This window comes from Amycolatopsis ruanii (assembly GCF_003385175.1).
GTDB classification, from domain to species: domain Bacteria; phylum Actinomycetota; class Actinomycetes; order Mycobacteriales; family Pseudonocardiaceae; genus Amycolatopsis_E; species Amycolatopsis_E thermalba.
Map to the genome: position 1 here is coordinate 99,932 of NZ_PQHY01000010.1, position 17,657 is coordinate 117,588.

Below are 17,657 nucleotides of genomic sequence, written 5' to 3' on the forward strand. Positions count from 1 at the left end.
CCGAACACTGCCCGGCTTACCTGCTCGACGCGCTGCGCACCGGATGCGCCGCTTTCAAGCTGCCGAGGTGATCGATCTGCAGACCGGCTCCGCGAAGCTGTTCCAGAGCTCACGCTCCGCCGATGAGGTGGCTTCGCTCACTCGCGCGATGCCATCGGTGAACATCCGCAGGTCGATACAGGTAATCCGGTTGGCCTAGTCGGAACGGCCTTGAATACCCTGTCCGCATGACGGATTCCCCCTCCCCGGAGCGCCCGGTGCCCGCTGACGACCTGCCCGAGCAAATGCGGGTCCGTCGGGCCAAGCGCGACCGGCTGCTCGCGGAGGGCGTGGAGCCGTACCCGGTGGAAGTGCCGCGCACCCACACGCTCGCCGAGGTGCGTGCGGCCCACCCGGACCTGCCCGCCGACACGGCCACCGGCGACGTCGTCGGCGTGACCGGTCGCGTCATGTTCTCGCGCATCGGGGGGAAGCTGTGCTTCGCGACGCTGCGCGAGGGCGACGGCACGGAACTGCAGGCGATGATCAGCCTCGCGAACGTCGGTGCAGAGGCGCTGGCCGCCTGGAAGTCCGACGTCGACCTCGGTGACCACGTGTACGTCCACGGTGAGGTCATCACCTCCAAGCGCGGCGAGCTGTCGATCATGGCCGACGAATGGCGCATGGCCGCGAAGTCGCTGCGCCCGCTGCCGGTCGCGCACAAGGAGCTGGCCGAGGAGACGCGCGTCCGCCAGCGTTACGTCGACCTGATCCTGCGCCCGCAGGCGCGCGACGTGGTGCGGACGCGGGCGTCGGTGGTCCGCTCGCTGCGGGATTCGTTCCACCGCCGCGGTTTCACCGAGGTGGAAACGCCGATGCTGCAGACGCTCCACGGTGGTGCGTCGGCCCGGCCGTTCGTCACCCATTCGAACGCGTTCGACATCGATCTGTATCTGCGGATCGCCCCGGAGCTGTTCCTCAAGCGGTGCGTGGTCGGCGGGATCGAGAAGGTCTTCGAGATCAACCGCAACTTCCGCAACGAGGGCAGCGACTCCTCGCATTCGCCGGAATTCGCCATGCTGGAGTACTACGAGGCCTACGCCACCTACGACACCAACGCGGCGATGACGCGCGAGCTGATCCAGGAAGCCGCGCAGGCCGTTTTCGGTGGCCTGGAGGTCACGCTCGCCGACGGCACGCCGTACGACCTGTCCGGTGAATGGACCTCGCTGAGCATGTACGACTCGTTGTCGGACGCGCTGGGCGAAGAAGTGACGCCGGAAACGTCGGTCGAGAAGCTGCGGGGGTTCGCCTCGGCGCGCGGGCTGGAGGTCGACCCGAAACTCGGCCACGGCAAGCTGGTCGAGGAACTGTGGGAGCACCTCGTCGGCGACCACCTGCACGAGCCGACTTTCGTGCGGGATTTCCCGATCGAGACCTCGCCGCTCACCCGCCAGCACCGGACCAAGCCCGGCGTGGCCGAGAAGTGGGACCTCTACGTCCGCGGATTCGAGCTGGCCACCGGATACTCCGAGCTGGTCGACCCGGTGATCGAGCGGGAAAGATTGCTGGATCAGGCCCGGCAGGCCGCGGCAGGCGATAGCGAAGCGATGCGCCTCGATGAGGATTTCCTGCGCGCGCTCGAGTACGGAATGCCACCGAGTGGTGGCGTGGGAATGGGCATCGATCGCTTGCTGATGGCCCTGACCGGCCTGGGCATCCGCGAGACCATCCTCTTCCCCCTGGTGCGCCCCGAATAGCAGGCAGGAACTGGTCACGGTATCGGTAACGTGATTTGCGTGCGGCCCTGATTCCGGGTATTAATGTCCTAGTCAATGGCTTCTGGTCAGGGCGCCTGCCCCTGCCCGATCATTCGTGGCTGGCCTAAAACAGGAGGAAACACATGGCACAGAAGGTGCTGGTGTCGCTCATCGACGACATCGACGGCTCGGAGGCGGACGAGACCGTCGAGTTCGGACTGGACGGCATCTCGTACCAGATCGACCTGTCGGCGGAAAACGCCGAGGAACTCCGTGACGCGCTGGCCCAGTACGTCGAGCACGCGCGGCGTGCCGGTGGCCGCAAGCGGGGCACGGCGGGTCGCCAGCCGGCGGGCAAGGTGGCGGGCCGTTCCGCCTCGGTCGACCGCGAGCAGAACCAGGCCATCCGGGCCTGGGCGCGCAAGAACGGGTACCAGGTTTCCGACCGCGGGCGTATCCCGTCCGAGGTCGTGGAGGCCTACCACAAGAAGAACTGAGCACAGTTCGGGTAAAGAGGGGCGTGGAAGGGCCGCCGGGGATTCCCGGCGGCTTTTTTCATTGCGCGACAGGTTGAACACGGTTCTGTCCGCCCGGTCATTCGCGAGCGGCTGTCGCTTTTGTTCAAGACGGCGGCGCCGCCATTCGGCTGAATGGAGGCATGACAGACCTTCGACCGATGCTGGAGCGGGCCGCGCGCGAGTTCACCGCGCTGCTGCGCGCCATCGAACCCGGACAACTGGACAACCGGACGCCGTGCGCCGAATACGACGTGCGGGGCCTGCTCAACCACCTGCTCTATTGGGGGCCGTGGATGGCGGCGGCGCTGCGGCGCGAACCGGCGCCCACGGTCGCCGCCGGGGAGCGAGACACCGATCTCACGCAGGGTGACTGGCTGAGCGAGCTGTGCACGCTTGTGGATGGAATTGTGGATGCCTGTGGACGGCCGGGGGCGCTGGAGGGCACCACGAAGTTCGGCGGTTCGGAGATGCCGGCGCCGATGATCGCCGAAATGGTGCTCACCGAATGGGTGGTGCACGGATGGGACCTCGCCCGCGCAACGGGCCACCCGCTGACCGTGGACCCGGCGACGGCGGAGGCGCTGTTCACCTCCGCGCAGGCGACGGCCGAGCAGGCGCGGGAGATGAAGGTCTTCGGACCGGAGGTGCCGTGCGCCGCGGACGCGCCGACGCTGGACCGGCTGCTGGCCCTGACGGGCCGCGATCCGGGGTGGCGCGAACCTCAGCGGTAGCCGCGGCGATCAGGGTGTGGTGAAAGTCACCGGCGGCAGGTGCGTGGGCAGCCCTCGCAGAGGGGCTGTTCCGGCAGCAGGTACGAAAAACAGCAGCTCTCCCGCCGCCGGGCCCACCCGTCCGCCGTCTGCTTCAGCCGGGTCGACGCCGTCAGCGGCGGGTAGTGCTCGTCGAGCACGAGGTGCGCGTCCGCGACGCCCGCCTCCTCGTTCCCGGCGTACAGCCCGGCCCACCACAGCGTGCTGTCCAGGGCATCCGTCGCCGCGGCCCACAGCATCCGCCGCCCCAGCCTGCTCAGCGGGGCGTAGGCCCGCACGAACTGCGCCGCGTGCGCCGTGTACCGGGCGCGCAGCACCGCGGCCAGCGCCTTCTCGTCCGCGACCACCGTCGCCTCGGGGCTGCCCGCCGCCGGGTCGCCGGGCAGGCAGTAGAACTCGTCCCCCAGCACCGCCACACCTTCGGGGTGCGGGCGGTCGGCGCACAGGCGGAAGGCGAGTTCACCCGGTCGCAGCATGGGTACTCGCCGTTCGTGATGGAGCAGCAACGCACCGGTGAACGCCGGCACGTGCAGGTACCACGACATGACGAAACCCGCGGTCGTCCGATCGGGCGCCTCGCCGAAGTTCGCCCGCAGCCATTCGCCCAGGAGCTTGCGCCACACGTCGAACCGCGCGGGGTCGGCCAGCAGGTCGCTGCAGCGCTGCCAGGAGCCCGTGGCGGGCAGGCCGGTGCGCACTTCCATGCGGTCCTGCAGGGCGGCCACCCTCGTGACGGACGCGTCGAGAGCGCCCAGCGCGGTGTCGATGGCGGACCTCCCTGCTCCGTCCGGGTGGTTAGGTTCGCCTTACCTTACTCATTCCGGGCGCGAGCGCCAGTCCCGTCCCCGCAACGGGGGTGTTCGCGGTGAGCGGACAAACCGGGGCTTGCGGAATCGCCGGGAGAAGTCCCGCGTTGACCCTTACGTCAGCTACCAGCGCAGACTCAGTCGCCGGGAGTTCCCGGCATCTACATCAGCTGTGACCTAATCCGCCCCAGTGGTAGTCCGGTGGGACCGCATGGCTACTACAGTGGACTCACGGTGCTGAATCCATCGCGAAGTGATGGATGCTCACCGCCGGCGCAGCAGTCGAGGGAGTGGGAATGTTCGAGAGGTTCACCGACCGCGCGAGGCGGGTGGTCGTCCTGGCCCAGGAAGAGGCCCGGATGCTCAACCACAACTACATCGGCACCGAGCACATCCTCCTGGGCCTGATCCACGAGGGTGAGGGTGTCGCCGCCAAGGCGCTCGAATCGTTGGGTATCGCGCTGGAAGGCGTCCGCCAGCAGGTCGAGGAGATCATCGGCCAGGGTCAGCAGGCGCCGAGCGGGCACATCCCGTTCACCCCGCGTGCCAAGAAGGTGCTCGAGCTGTCGCTGCGCGAGGCGCTGCAGCTCGGCCACAACTACATCGGCACCGAGCACATCCTGCTCGGCCTGATCCGCGAAGGCGAAGGCGTGGCCGCTCAGGTCCTCGTCAAGCTGGGCGCGGACCTGAACCGGGTGCGCCAGCAGGTGCTGCAGCTGCTGTCCGGTTACCAGGGCAAGGAGCCGGCCGAGGCCGGTTCCGGCCGCGGCGAGGGCACCCCGTCCTCCTCGCTGGTGCTCGACCAGTTCGGCCGCAACCTCACCCAGTCCGCGCGTGAGGGCAAGCTGGACCCGGTCATCGGGCGCGGCAAGGAGATCGAGCGGGTCATGCAGGTGCTGTCCCGCCGCACCAAGAACAACCCGGTGCTGATCGGCGAGCCCGGCGTCGGCAAGACCGCCGTCGTCGAGGGCCTGGCCCAGAACATCGTCAAGGGCGAGGTGCCCGAGACGCTGAAGGACAAGCAGCTCTACACGCTGGACCTGGGCTCCCTGGTCGCCGGCTCCCGGTACCGCGGTGACTTCGAAGAGCGCCTGAAGAAGGTGCTCAAGGAAATCAAGACCCGCGGCGACATCATCCTGTTCATCGACGAGCTGCACACGCTCGTCGGCGCGGGTGCCGCCGAGGGCGCGATCGACGCCGCGTCGATCCTCAAGCCGATGCTGGCCCGCGGCGAGCTGCAGACCATCGGCGCGACCACGCTCGAGGAGTACCGCAAGTACATCGAGAAGGACGCCGCGCTGGAGCGCCGCTTCCAGCCGATCCAGGTGGGCGAGCCGTCGCTCGAGCACACCATCGAGATCCTCAAGGGCCTGCGGGACCGCTACGAGGCGCACCACCGCGTGTCGATCACCGACTCCGCGCTGGTCGCCGCGGCCACCCTGGCCGACCGGTACATCAACGACCGGTTCCTGCCGGACAAGGCGATCGACCTGATCGACGAGGCCGGTGCCCGCATGCGCATCCGCCGCATGACGGCTCCGCCGGACCTGCGCGAGTTCGACGAGAAGATCGCCAAGGTGCGCCGCGACAAGGAGTCCGCGATCGACGCGCAGGACTTCGAGCGCGCCGCCCGGCTGCGTGACGAGGAGAAGAACCTGCTCGCGCAGAAGTCCGAGCGGGAGAAGCAGTGGAAGGACGGTGACCTGGACGTCGTCGCCGAGGTCGACGACGAGCAGATCGCCGAGGTCCTGGCCAACTGGACCGGCATCCCGGTGTTCAAGCTCACCGAGGAGGAGACCACGCGTCTGCTCCGCATGGAGGACGAGCTGCACAAGCGGATCATCGGCCAGGAGGACGCCGTCAAGGCCGTCTCCCAGGCGATCCGCCGCACCCGGGCCGGCCTGAAGGACCCGAAGCGCCCGTCCGGCTCGTTCATCTTCGCCGGCCCGTCCGGTGTCGGTAAGACCGAGCTGTCCAAGGCGCTGGCGGAGTTCCTGTTCGGCGAGGACGACGCGCTCATCCAGATCGACATGGGCGAGTTCCACGACCGCTACACCGCCTCGCGGCTGTTCGGTGCCCCTCCGGGGTACGTCGGCTACGAGGAGGGTGGCCAGCTGACCGAGAAGGTCCGCCGGAAGCCGTTCTCCGTGGTCCTGTTCGACGAGATCGAGAAGGCCCACCAGGAGATCTACAACACCCTCCTGCAGGTGCTGGAGGACGGCCGGCTCACCGACGGTCAGGGCCGCACGGTCGACTTCAAGAACACGGTGCTGATCTTCACCTCGAACCTGGGCACGTCGGACATCTCTAAGACCGTCAGCCTCGGCTTCTCTTCGGGTAACGACGAGGGATCGCGTTACGAGAAGATGAAGCAGAAGGTCAACGAGGAGATGAAGAAGCACTTCCGGCCCGAGTTCCTCAACCGGATCGACGACATCATCGTGTTCCACCAGCTCACCCAGGAGCAGATCATCCAGATGGTCGACCTGATGGCGACGCGGGTGGAGAAGCAGCTGAAGGCCAAGGACATGGCTCTCGAGCTGACCGACAAGGCGAAGGCGCTGCTGGCCAAGCGCGGCTTCGACCCGGTGCTCGGTGCCCGTCCGCTGCGCCGGACCATCCAGCGGGAGATCGAGGACCAGCTGTCCGAGAAGATCCTGTTCGGCGAGGTCGAGGCTGGTCAGATCGTGATCGTCGACGTCGAGGGCTGGAGCGGCAACCCGGAGGACCGCGACGACGAGGCGCGCTTCGTCTTCCGCGGCGAGCCGAAGCCGTCCGACGTCCCCGACGCCCCGCCGGTGAGCATCGGCGCGGGTACCCACGAGGACGACGCCGAGGGCGAGCGCTGATCTTCTAGGCCGCCGAAGCGAGTGCCCCCAGGGACTGGTTCCCTGGGGGCACTTCGCGTCCCGGGCGCCCCGATAGTGTGATCGGGCCGAGGGGAGGCTCATGAACGTCCTGTCGATCGACCTGGGTACGTCGAGCACGGTGGCCGTCCTGTCCGCGTTCGGGCGCGGGCCGCGGGTCATCGAGATCGACGGGTCGGTGACCATGTCGTCCGCGATCTTCGCGGGCGAGGACGGCACGCTGGTCGTCGGGCAGGACGCGGAGCGCCGGGCGCGCCTGGATCCGGCCCGGTTCGAGCCCAATCCCAAGCGCCGCATCGACGACGCGACCCTCCTGCTCGGCGACACCGTCGTCGAGGTGACCGACGCTCTCGCCGCGGTCCTGCGTCGCGTCGCGGAGGAGGCCCACCGCCAGCTCGCCGGGCAGCCGCTCGACCAGGTCCGCCTCTCCCACCCGGCCCGCTGGGGCGCCACCCGCCAGCAGCTCCTCCGCCAGGCCGCGATCAAGGCCGGTCTCGGCGCCGACCCGGTCCTCATCCCGGAACCGGTCGCCGCCGCCGCGCACTACGCCTCCCTCGGCCGCGCCCTCGCGCCCGGCAGCACCCTGGCCGTCTACGACCTCGGCGCCGGCACGTTCGACTGCGCCGTCATCGGCGTCACCGACCGCGGCTTCACCGTGCTGGCCGACAACGGCCTGCCGGACCTGGGCAGCCTCGACATCGATCAGGCCCTCCTCGAACACGTCGGCCGCCAGGTCTCCCACACCGACCCGGCCCAGTGGCAGCGCATGCTGCGGCCGGGGAGCCTCGCCGACCGGCGCACCCGCCGCGCCCTCCTGCAGGACGTGCGCGAGGCCAAGGAGACCCTGTCCCGCCACGCGCACACCGAAGTGCCGATGCCCGAACCGTTCGACGACGTCCTGGTCACCCGCGCCGAGCTGGAGGCGCTCGTCCGGCCGAACCTGCTGCGCAGCGCCGAGATGCTCGCCGCGACCATCCGCGACGCCGGGCACACCCCGCGGCAGCTCACCGGCGTCTACCTGGTCGGCGGGCCGAGCCGGATGCCGCTGGTCGCGACACTGCTCGCCGAACAGCTCGGCGTCCTGCCGACCACCCAGGACCAGCCGGAGACCGCGGTCGCGTTCGGACTGCACCACGTCCCGGCCGGCCCGCCGCCGACGCCGCCCGCGATCGACGGCCGCACGCTCCCGGCGATGGCGCCGGCCACCCCACCCGCCGCCTGGCAGCCACCGCCGCCCCGGCCGAAGCCCACGGGCGTGCGCACGCCGCTGCTCATCGGCGCCGGCGTCGGCGTGCTGGTCGCCGCGCTGGTGATCACCCTCCTGGCGGTCACCCGCGGTGGCTCCGGCGATCCGGTCGGAACCAGCGGGAACGCCGCCCAGGTCTCGACCAGGCAGGTCGCCGCGACCTGCTCGCCCGGTGGCGAGCCGGACGCCGAGGGCTTCACGTCCTGCCTGCGCCGGCTCGCCGGCACCGTGCCGGACGCCGGGACCTGCGAAAGCGGCGGGGCCGGTGCGCCGATCGAGGAGGCCGGCGCCGAGAACGTGGTGACCTGCAAGCTGCCCAGCGATTCGACCACCAGCGGCCGGTCCGTCATCTACTACGAGGGCATGTCGTTCGACGAGTTGAAACCGGGCGTCGAGTCCCAGATGGACGGTTCGGACGGCACCCTCGACGGCACCTGGAGCGGTGCCGGGCTGAGCGGCCGGTACCTGGCGGGCACGGCGATCGGGATGGGCATCATGCTGTTCGGCGCGGACGACGCCGAGATCTGCGGCCTGCTGGTGTGGATCGACTTCGGCGGGAGCGGCCCGACACCGCAGGAGATGGTCGACTACTTCGAGCAGAGCCTCAAGCCCGGCGCCTGATCTGGAACAGTGGTAGCCGTGCGGGTGGCACTGCTCGGCCCGGTCCGGGCCCAGGCGGACGACGGCACGCCGATCGACATCGGCGGTCCGCGCCTGCGCATGCTCCTGGCCCGCCTGGCGCTCGACCCCGGCCGCGCGGTCGGCACCGACGCGCTGATCGACGGCCTGTGGGGCGCCGACCCGCCCGCGGACGCGGCGAACGCCCTGCAGTCGCTGGTGTCCCGGCTGCGGCGGGCGCTGGGCCGCGCGGGCGCCATCACCTCCGGTTCCGGCGGCTACACCCTCGACGCCGACGTGGACGCCCAGCGGTTCGAGGAGCTGGCCGCCCGCGGACGGCGGGAACTCGCCGCCGGACGCCCCGGCGAGGCCGCCGCGGACCTCGGCGAAGCGCTCGCGTTGTGGCGCGGCGGCGCGCTGGCCGACGTGCTCGACGCGCCGTTCGCGCAGGCCCCGGTCGCGCGGCTCAACGACCTGCGGATCGCCGCCGTGGAGGACCGCTTCGAGGCCGAGCTGGCGCTCGGGCGGCACGCCGAGGTGCTGGCGGACCTGGACGCCGCCGGGCAGGCGCACCCGCTGCGGGAACGGCTGGCGTCGTTGCGGATGCGGGCGCTGGCCGCGAGCGGCCGCCAGGCCGACGCCCTCGCCGTGTTCGAGCGGATCCGCGCCACGCTGGCCGAGGAGCTGGGCGTCGACCCGTCGGCCGAACTCCGCGACGCGCACCTGAAGGTCCTGCGCGGCGAGGTCGCGGCGGCGCGCGCCGAGCCTGCGCTGCCGGTGCGGCTGACCAGTTTCGTCGGCCGCGAGCGGGAACTCGGCCAGGTCGCCCGGGCGTTGTCGGCGTCGCGGTTGGTCACACTCGTCGGCCCCGGTGGGGCGGGCAAGACCCGGCTGGCGACCGAAGCGGCGGAACGCCACCCGGCGCGCGCGTGGTTCGTCGCGCTCGCGGGTGTGCGCGACGCGGACGACGTGCCCGGCGCGATCCTGGGCGCGCTGGGCCCGCTGGACCTGCGGACGACCAGCGCGCCGAAGCTGCCGGTGGACGCGATGTCGCAGATCGTGGCGCTGCTCGACGGTGGTGACGCGGTGCTGGTGCTGGACAACTGCGAGCACGTGGTCGACACCGTGGCCGACGTGGCCTTCCAGCTGCTGGCCCGGGTGCCCGGGCTGCGGATCCTGGCCACCAGCCGGGAGCCGCTCGCCATCACCGGTGAGGCGCTGTGCCAGGTCGGGCCGCTGGCGGTCGCCGAGGCGGTGCGGTTGTTCACCGAACGGGCGGTCGCGGTGCGGCCGGGGTTCGTGCTCGACGAGTCCACTTCGGACGCCGTGGCGGAGATCTGCCGGAGCCTGGACGGGATGCCGCTCGCGCTGGAACTGGCCGCGGCGCGGCTGCGGTCGATGACGGCGGACCAGATCGCGCGGCGGCTGGACGACCGCTTCCGGCTCCTGAGTTCCGGCAGCCGCACCGCGATGCCGCGGCAGCGCACGCTGCGGGCCGTCGTCGAGTGGAGCTGGGACCTGCTGGAGAAGCCGGAGCGGATCCTGGCCCGGCGGCTGTCGGTGTTCGCCGGTGGCGCCACCGTGGCCGCGGCCGAAGCCGTCTGCGCCGACGAGCTGCTGCCTGCCGAGGACGTGCTGTACGTGCTCGGCTCACTCGTCGAGAAGTCCATGTGGACGCGGTCTCGACGGGTGCGGAGCCGCGCTACCGGATGCTGGAGACGATCCGCGCCTACGGCGCCGAGCGGCTCGCCGAGTCCGGCGAACGGGACGACGTGGTGCGGCGGTTCACCGGGTTCTTCGCCGATCTGGCCGAGGGGAACGAACCGAAGCTGCGGGGTCACGAGCAGGTCCGCGCGATCGAGACCTTCGGCGCCGAGCACGACAACATCGTGGCCGCGGTGCGCCGCGCTCTCGACGACGAGGACGCGGGCACCGCCGCACGACTGGTCCTCGCGACGCTCTGGTACTGGGTGATCCGCGGGTTCCACGCGGAACCGGTGCCGCTGCTGGGGGAGGTGCTGCGTCACGACGGCCTGCCGGACCACGCTCACGTGTGCCTCACCGTGATGCACGCGCTCATGACGAGCCAGCCGATCGTGCGCCGGGACGACCTGCCGGAGCTGGCCGACGAGTGCCTGCGCACCGGCGCGGTGCGGCGGTACCCGATGCTGGCGCTGGCCCTGCCGATGACCTGTTTCCTGGGCGGGCACCGGGATCTCGCCGAACGCGAGGTGCGCCGCGTGCTGGCCGGCTCGGACCCCTGGGCGATCGCGTGCGCGAGCTGGGCCGAGAGTTTCATGGCCGACCAGGACGGCGATCTGGACCGCAGCGGGCGCGCCCGGGACCGGGGGCTGGCCGGGTTCCGCGAGTGCGGGGACCGCTGGGGCACCTCGATGACGGTCGCGATGCAGGCGGAGGCGCACTCGCTGCGCGGTAACCACTCCGCGGCCATCGCCGGGTTCGCGGAGGGCCTGCGGATGGCGCGGGAGCTGTCCTCGGCCGACGACGTGGTGCAGCAGCTGGCCCGGCTGGCGGAGGAGAAGTTCCGGGCCGGGGACGCCGAGGCGGCCTGGCACGACGTCGCCGAGGCCGAGCGGCTGGTGACGGACAAGGTCGACCGCCGGGCGATGGTGGCGCTGCGGAAGTTCGAACTGGCCCGGCGGTGCGGTGAGCTGGACGTGGCGCGCGCCGAGCACGCGTGGCTGGCCGCGAACGCGGCACGCGTCCCGTTCCCGATCGACATGGCGGCGGAGCTGGTCGCGATCACCGGGGCTTCGCTGCTCGTCACCGAGGGGCGGGCCGCGGAGGCGTGGCCGCTGCTGGCGAATCCGCTGCGCTCGGCGAGCGAACGCAAGGACCTGCCGGACGTGGCGAAGACGACCGCCGTGATCGCCCGGGTGTACCACGCGGAGGGCGACGCCGAGCGGGCCGCGTGGGCGCTCGGCCTGAGCGAGGCCATCCGCGGCGTCTTCGACTCCGGCGACCCGGAGCTGCGCGCGGTGATCGCCGACTTGCGCGAGAAGCTCGGCGCGGACGCGTACGACGAGGCCTACCAGCGGGGCGCGCGGCTCACCAGCGCGCAGGCGATGGCCGCGATCGGGGCCGCGGTCGCCGAGCGGGCCGGGTGACGGGTCTCCGCCGGCGCCCGTCGGCGGAGACCCGTGCGGATCAGACGACCCGGCGGCGGTAGGCGCGCATCGCCAGCGGGAAGAACACCGCGACGATCCCCGCCATCCAGGCCAGCGCGCCCAGCAGCGGACCGGTGACCGGGCCGCCGTTCAGCAGGCTGCGCATCGTTTCGGTCAGCAGGCTCACCGGGCTGATGTCCGACCACGCGCGCAGCCAGCCGGGCATGGTGTCGGACGGGACGAACACGTTGCTGCCGAAGGTGATCGGCATCATGATCGCGACCATCACGCCCTGCACGGCCCCCGGGCTGCGCATCAGCATCCCGACGAACACCGCGATCCAGCAGAAGCACAACCCGGCCAGCAGCAGCAACGCGACGGCCACCACCAGCGAACCCGGATCGGTGTGCAGCCGGTATCCCATGATCGTGCCGGCGACCAGCAGCACCGCGAGCGCCACCGCGTACCGCACGACGTCCGACACCACCGCGCCGATCAGCGGCGCGGACCGGGCGATCGGCATGGCGCGGAACCGGTCGAACACGCCCTTGGTGACGTCGGTGTTGAGCGACGTCCCGGTCGCCATGCTCGCGAACACCGTGTTCTGCACCATCAGGCCGGGCACCAGGATCTGCAGGTAGGCGCTCGTGCTGCCGGCGATCGCGCCGCCGAACAGGTAGCCGAACATGAGCAGGAACAGGATCGGTTGCAGCGTCACGTCGGCGAGCTGCTCCGGGTTCTTGCGGATCTTCAGCACGCCCCGCCAGGCCAGGGTGAACCCGTCCTGCAGGGCTTTGCCCGGGCTGATGCGCCGGGGCAGGTCGAGCGTGGTCACACCAGGCTCCCTTCACGGGCCGGTTCTTCGGCGGGCTTCCCGGTCAGCGCCAGGAAGACCTCGTCGAGGCTGGGCAGGCGCAGCGCGAGTTCGTCGGCGGTGATGCCGGCTTCGTCCAGTTTGCGGACCAAAGTGGACATCAGGACCGGATCGCCCACCGGTGCGGTCAGCAAGCCGACATCGGTGTCGCGCGCCGGTTCGAACCCGGTCAGATCGGTCAGGATCCTCGCCACGGCGTCGAAATCGCTCCGCGAGCTCGGCCGCACCTGCACGGTCTGCCCGCCCACGCGGCGCTTCAGCTCGTCCGGGCGGCCCTCCGCGACCACCCGCCCGTGGTCGATCACCGTGATCGTGTCCGCGAGCTGGTCGGCCTCGTCCAGGTACTGCGTGGTCAGCAGCACGGTCGCGCCGAGGTCGACGAGCCGCCGCACCACCTGCCACACCTCGTTGCGCGCGTGCGGGTCCAGCCCGGTGGTCGGCTCGTCGAGGTAGAGCAGCTTCGGGCGGCCGACCAGGCTCGCGGCCAGGTCCAGCCGCCGCCGCATACCGCCCGAGTACGTTTTCGCCGCGCGGGCGGCGGCGTCGGTCAGCTCGAACTGCTCCAGCAACTCCGCCGCGCGCGCCTTCGCATCGGCCCGGCCGAGCCCGAGCAACCGGCCCAGCAGCACCAGGTTCTCGGTGCCGGACAGGTCCTCGTCCACCGACGCGTACTGCCCGGTCAGGCCGATCAACCCGCGCACCCGCACCGCGTCGCGCACGACGTCGTAGCCGCCGACGGTCGCATGACCGGCGTCCGGCCGCAGCAGCGTCGCCAGGATCCGCACCGTGGTGGTCTTGCCTGCCCCGTTCGGGCCGAGCACGCCGACCACCTTGCCGGTCGGCACCTCCAGGTCGACCCCGTTCAGCGCGGTGGTGTTCCCGAACCGTTTCACCAGGCCCTCAGCCTGGATCGCCAAGGTCATGACATCCTCCTCCTGTGTCGGAACCGACTCTTCCGGGGGAACCTGACAGCGCGCGCACAGCCGGCTGTCAGCCGCCGCCGAGGCGTGACAGGAAGACTGGGCGCATGGTGTTCTTCGCCGTCCTCGCCGCGGTCTTCGTGGTGTTCGCGGTGATGCGCCTGTTCGGCGTCGACGGCGGGCGGCTGACCGCGTCGCTGATCGCGCTGACGCCGTACTGGATCGTGTGCGGCCTGGTGCTCGCGGCGCTCACCCTCGCGCTCCGGCACTGGTGGATCGGCGGGGTCGTGCTGGTGCTCGCCCTGGACCTGCTCGGCGTGGTGGTGCCGCGCGCGTTTTCCTCGGCCCAGCCGCAGGTGCACGGGCGGACGCTGCACGTGATGTCGTCGAACATGTACTACGGCGAGGCCGATCCGCAAACCCTCGTGCGGCTGGTGCGGGAGAACCAGGTCGACGTGCTGAACCTGCTGGAGCTGACGCCACAGGGGGTGACGGCGCTGGAGGCGGCCGGGCTGTTCGAGCTGCTGCCGTACCGGGTGCTGGAGCCGGCGCGGCGCGGTGCCGGGTCAGGGTTGTTGTCCCGGTATCCGGTCACGCAGTTGTCGCTGGCCGGGCCGTCGATCTTCGCGCAGCCGAGCGCGCGCGTGGACCTCGGCGGCGGGGTGTCGGTCGAGGTCGTGGCGGTGCACCCGACGGCGCCGGTCGCCGACGCGGGGGCGTGGAAGTCGGAGATCGCGGGACTGCCGCACCCCGATCCGGACGGCCCGGTGCGCATCCTCGCGGGCGATTTCAACGCCACGCTCGACCACGGGACGCTGCGGGACCTGATCGCGACGGGCTACACGGACGCGGGCGACGCGATGGGTGAGGGCTTCACGTCGACCTGGCCGTCGAAACTGTTCCCACCGCCGGTCACGATCGACCACGTGCTGGTCGACCAGCGGGCCGCGGTCACCGCCTACCGCGTGTTCCCGATGCCGAACTCCGACCACAAGGCCGTGTTCGCGTCGATCACACTCCCGTGAGCTGCGCGTGCCGGACGAACCGCGCCACGTCCGGGGACGTCGCGGTGGCCGCCCACACGACGTGCAGCTCGCTGGGTGACAACCCGCTGACCGGCACCACGCTGATGCCCGTGAGCGGCAGCTCCGGCAGCAGCGTCCGGGGCACGAACCCGACCGCCTGACCGAGCCGGACCGCGCTCGCGTACTCGGCGCCGTTGCGCACCAACGGGCCGGGCCGCCACTCGTACGCGACCCGGTCGGTGCCGGTCCAGTACGCCGTCTCCGCGGCTGGCATGCCGACCCACCGCGGGAACGCCTCGCCCGCCAGTTCGGCCCGGTCGACCGACTCCCGGCCGGCGAGCGGGTGCGACCGCGGCAGCAGGGCGACCCGCTCGTCGATCCGCACCGGATCGCTGTCCAGGCCCCGGCTCTCGAACGGGACGCGCAGCAAACCCACGTCGGCCGCCCCGGTGCGCAGCTCGTCCGCCTGGACCTGCCAGTCGGCCACGGTCGCGACGGCGTGCGGTTCGTACTGCTCGTTGTAGGAGTCGACGAGTCCCTGGAGCGTGGCCACGTCACAGGCCCGCGCGGTCACCCGCAGCCGCGGTCCGTCCTGCCCGAACCGCGCCACCCGGGCGATCGCCGCGCGGGCGTACTCGTCGATACCGCGGGCGTCCTCGGCGAGCATCCGCCCGGCGGCGGTCAGCTCCGCGCCCCGGTGCCCGCGGGCGAACAGCGCGGTCCCGACCCCGTCTTCGAGGGCCCGGATCGCGCGCGACAGCGCCGGCTGCGTCATGCCGAGACGCTGCGCGGCCGCGGTGAAGGTGCCCTCGGTGGCGACGGCGAGGAAATACCGCAGGTGCTTCAGATCCACTCCGACAGGCTGCCATGCCGGCCCGGCATGGACCCATGTTCGCGGGGCTTTGGACGGATTCCCGCCAGTCGGCTGAGCTGAACGGCATGACACAGAAGGCAATCGTGACGGCGGGCACCCGGGGACTCGGCTTCGAGGTGGCGCGGCAACTCGCGCGGCGGGACCACGACGTGACGATCATCGGACGGGACCCGGAACACGGCGAGGCGGCGGCGCGGACCATCGGCGGCCGGTTCGTCCAGGCCGACCTCTCGGTGCTGGCGGAGGTGCGCGCGCTCGGTGAGTTGCTCGCCGCGGCGGGACCGTGGCAGCTGCTGGTGAACAACGTGGGCGGTATGTGGTCGAAGCGCTGGGAGACGGCCGACGGCCTCGAAGCCAGCTTCGCGGTGAACCACCTCTCGCCGCTGGTGCTGACCGAAGCGCTGCTGGACTCACTCCGAGCCGGCGCCCCCAGCCGGATCGTCGACGTGACCTCGTCGTCGATCCAGGCCGCGCTGCTCGCCGGGACCCCGTCATACGCGGAGGTCGAGCCCAGCGAGTACTACGGCATGGCGGTGTCCGGGCGGGCGAAGCTCGCGCACCTGGCCTACAACCGGGAACTGGCGCAGCGGCTGCGCGGCAGTGGGATCTCGGTCCGCGCGGCCGACCCGGGCCCGGCGGCGACGCCGAACGCCGCCGAGATGACCCCGGAGATCCTGCCGCCTGCCCTGCGCCCGCAGTGGGCGCAGATCCAGGAGGCGGTGCGGCGCCCGGTCGCGGAGGCCGCTCGGTCGATCGTGTGCGCGGCGACCGATCCGTCCCTGCCGAGCGGGACCGTGCTCGACGCGGAGGGCAAGCCGTCGGAGGAGCTGACCGGGGCCCTCACCGACGATCTGGTGGCGGCCGCCCGTGACCTGACCGAGCGCGTCCTGACGCAGTAGCGGCGCGTACCGGATCCGGCCGTTCGGGGGGCGTGACGGCCGGATCCGGTATGCCGGACGACTGCGAGGAGCACGGTGGCGCCCGTGCGGCCGCAGCCGTCTGGTTAGAGGGGCCGACGGGCCCCACGGGACGCGTGGAACCCTCATGTTCACCGGATCGAGTGGTCCGGTCAGTAGTCCTTGACCGAGTACGACGCCACGACCTGCGTGAACTCGTCCACCCCGGTTTCGACCAGGATCTCGGCCGCCGCGCTCGCGTCCTCGGCCTGACCCGCCTGGGCCCGCCGCTCCCGCAGGTTGACGACCGCCATCTCCTGGTTCGCCCGGGTGTAGTCCCGCAGCTCCTTCTCATACGCCGCGAACGCCGCCCGGTGGTCGCCGCCGGCCGCGGCCAGCTCGCCGGCCAGCACGTACGCCCCGATCAGCGCCATGCTGCTGCCCTGACCGGACATCGGCGAACCGCAGTAACCCGCGTCGCCGAGCAGGACGACCCGGCCGCGCGACCACGAGTCCAGGTGGATCTGCGCCGCGGAGTCGAGGTGGAAGTCCGCGGCGGCCCGCGCGTACTCCACCAGCCGCGGCATCTCCCAGCTGTCCCCGGCCAGCGCACGAGCCACGATCTCCTTCTGGCCCTCGACGTCCCGGCGGTCGTAGTCGACCGGCTCCGGGGTGTCGAACATCAGGTACGCCCGCGCCTCGGTGTTGCCCCGCGCGCTCATCACCATCGCGCCGCGCATCCCGCCGCCCGGCATCTGGTGCATGACCTGCCAGTGGTCCAGGCCGAGGAAGTTCGGCACCGTGCACACGGCCATGCTGATGCCCAGGTCCCGGATGAACCGCTCGGTCGGACCGAAGACCAGGCGACGGGTGTTCGAGTGCAGGCCGTCCGCGCCGACCACCAGGTCGAACGTGCGCTCCAGGCCGGACTCGAACACCACGCGGACCTCGTCGGCGTCCTGCTCCAGGGCGGCGATCGAGTCGCCGAACAGGTACTCGACCTCGCCGCTCGTGGCTTCGGTGATGATCCGCGCGAGGTCGTCGCGCAGGATTTCGACGTCCGGGCTGTCCAGGTCGCCGCCGCTGACCGTGCGGTCCTCGGTGCGGTAGATCTCGGTGCCGTCGGCGTCCACCACCGACATCCCACGCATGCCGGTGCCGTGGGCGCGCAGGGTGTCCAGGATGCCCATGCGCTCGGCGACGTCCAGCGCCGGACCGCGCACGTCGACCGCCTGCCCGCCGGGCCGTGGGGCGGGCGCCCGCTCCACGACGGTCACGGTGTAGCCGTAGCGCGTGAGCCAGTGCGCGAGGGCGGGCCCGGCGATGCTGGCGCCGGAGATGAGGATCTTGGTGTTGGTCATGCCGTCACCGTGCCG

12 protein-coding genes and 1 pseudogene are annotated in these 17,657 nt (G+C 71.4%); 8 read left to right on the forward strand and 5 right to left on the reverse strand.

The features are described 5' to 3' along the window. Nucleotides 1-227 precede the first annotated feature (227 nt). The 3 genes from lysS (at nt 228) to D0D28_RS07995 (ending at nt 2,988) form a co-directional block, all read left to right on the forward strand. Nucleotides 228-1,739 carry a lysine--tRNA ligase gene (gene lysS, locus D0D28_RS07985; RefSeq protein ID WP_094005634.1) on the forward strand — a complete coding sequence of 504 codons (1,512 nt, stop codon included), beginning with the start codon at nt 228-230 and terminating at the stop codon, nt 1,737-1,739. 143 nt (nt 1,740-1,882) lie between these two features. Next, on the forward strand, nt 1,883-2,236 hold the full coding sequence (locus tag D0D28_RS07990) for a histone-like nucleoid-structuring protein Lsr2 (RefSeq protein ID WP_017985420.1): 354 nt from the start codon (nt 1,883-1,885) through the stop codon (nt 2,234-2,236). Between the two features lie 161 nt (nt 2,237-2,397). Further along, the gene (locus D0D28_RS07995; RefSeq protein ID WP_240323128.1) at nt 2,398-2,988 is read left to right on the forward strand and encodes a TIGR03086 family metal-binding protein; all 591 of its coding nucleotides are present in this window, start codon (nt 2,398-2,400) and stop codon (nt 2,986-2,988) included. 26 nt (nt 2,989-3,014) lie between these two features. Here the strand turns inward: D0D28_RS07995 and D0D28_RS08000 are convergent, their stop codons facing one another. Then, complete coding sequence (locus D0D28_RS08000; protein WP_240323129.1) at nt 3,015-3,731, reverse strand: (2Fe-2S)-binding protein; 717 nt, start codon at nt 3,729-3,731, stop codon at nt 3,015-3,017. 398 nt (nt 3,732-4,129) lie between these two features. Between D0D28_RS08000 and D0D28_RS08005 the strand changes: the two genes are divergently transcribed. From D0D28_RS08005 to D0D28_RS37590, 3 genes and pseudogenes are all read left to right on the forward strand, one after another. Beyond that, nucleotides 4,130-6,682, forward strand: coding sequence for an ATP-dependent Clp protease ATP-binding subunit (locus D0D28_RS08005; protein ID WP_094005637.1), 2,553 nt, complete (start codon nt 4,130-4,132; stop codon nt 6,680-6,682). Nucleotides 6,683-6,782: 100 nt separating this feature from the next. Continuing rightward, nucleotides 6,783-8,567 carry an Hsp70 family protein gene (locus tag D0D28_RS08010; protein WP_116110218.1) on the forward strand — a complete coding sequence of 595 codons (1,785 nt, stop codon included), beginning with the start codon at nt 6,783-6,785 and terminating at the stop codon, nt 8,565-8,567. A gap of 18 nt (nt 8,568-8,585) precedes the next feature. After that, nucleotides 8,586-11,692: pseudogene (locus tag D0D28_RS37590) on the forward strand (BTAD domain-containing putative transcriptional regulator). A gap of 40 nt (nt 11,693-11,732) precedes the next feature. Here D0D28_RS37590 and D0D28_RS08020 read toward each other — a convergent pair. Next, a complete protein-coding gene (locus D0D28_RS08020; protein WP_094005640.1) occupies nt 11,733-12,527 on the reverse strand; it encodes an ABC transporter permease in 795 nt (264 codons plus the stop codon). Beyond that, the gene (locus tag D0D28_RS08025) at nt 12,524-13,489 is read right to left on the reverse strand and encodes an ATP-binding cassette domain-containing protein (RefSeq protein WP_116110219.1); all 966 of its coding nucleotides are present in this window, start codon (nt 13,487-13,489) and stop codon (nt 12,524-12,526) included. The genes D0D28_RS08020 and D0D28_RS08025 overlap by 4 nt, the downstream gene beginning before the upstream one ends. 104 nt (nt 13,490-13,593) lie before the next feature. Here D0D28_RS08025 and D0D28_RS08030 point away from each other — a divergent pair, with 104 nt between their 5' ends. After that, a complete protein-coding gene (locus D0D28_RS08030; protein ID WP_116110220.1) occupies nt 13,594-14,511 on the forward strand; it encodes an endonuclease/exonuclease/phosphatase family protein in 918 nt (305 codons plus the stop codon). Here the strand turns inward: D0D28_RS08030 and D0D28_RS08035 are convergent. Further along, nucleotides 14,498-15,364 carry a LysR family transcriptional regulator gene (locus D0D28_RS08035; protein ID WP_094005643.1) on the reverse strand — a complete coding sequence of 289 codons (867 nt, stop codon included), beginning with the start codon at nt 15,362-15,364 and terminating at the stop codon, nt 14,498-14,500. The genes D0D28_RS08030 and D0D28_RS08035 overlap by 14 nt on opposite strands. Nucleotides 15,365-15,450: 86 nt before the next feature. On the opposite strand from D0D28_RS08035, the gene D0D28_RS08040 reads away from it, so the two are divergent. Continuing rightward, a complete protein-coding gene (locus D0D28_RS08040) occupies nt 15,451-16,284 on the forward strand; it encodes an SDR family NAD(P)-dependent oxidoreductase (protein ID WP_116110221.1) in 834 nt (277 codons plus the stop codon). Between the two features lie 170 nt (nt 16,285-16,454). Here D0D28_RS08040 and D0D28_RS08045 read toward each other — a convergent pair whose 3' ends face one another. Beyond that, on the reverse strand, nt 16,455-17,642 hold the full coding sequence (locus D0D28_RS08045) for an FAD-dependent monooxygenase (protein ID WP_116110222.1): 1,188 nt from the start codon (nt 17,640-17,642) through the stop codon (nt 16,455-16,457). Between the last annotated feature and the right edge of the window lie 15 nt (nt 17,643-17,657).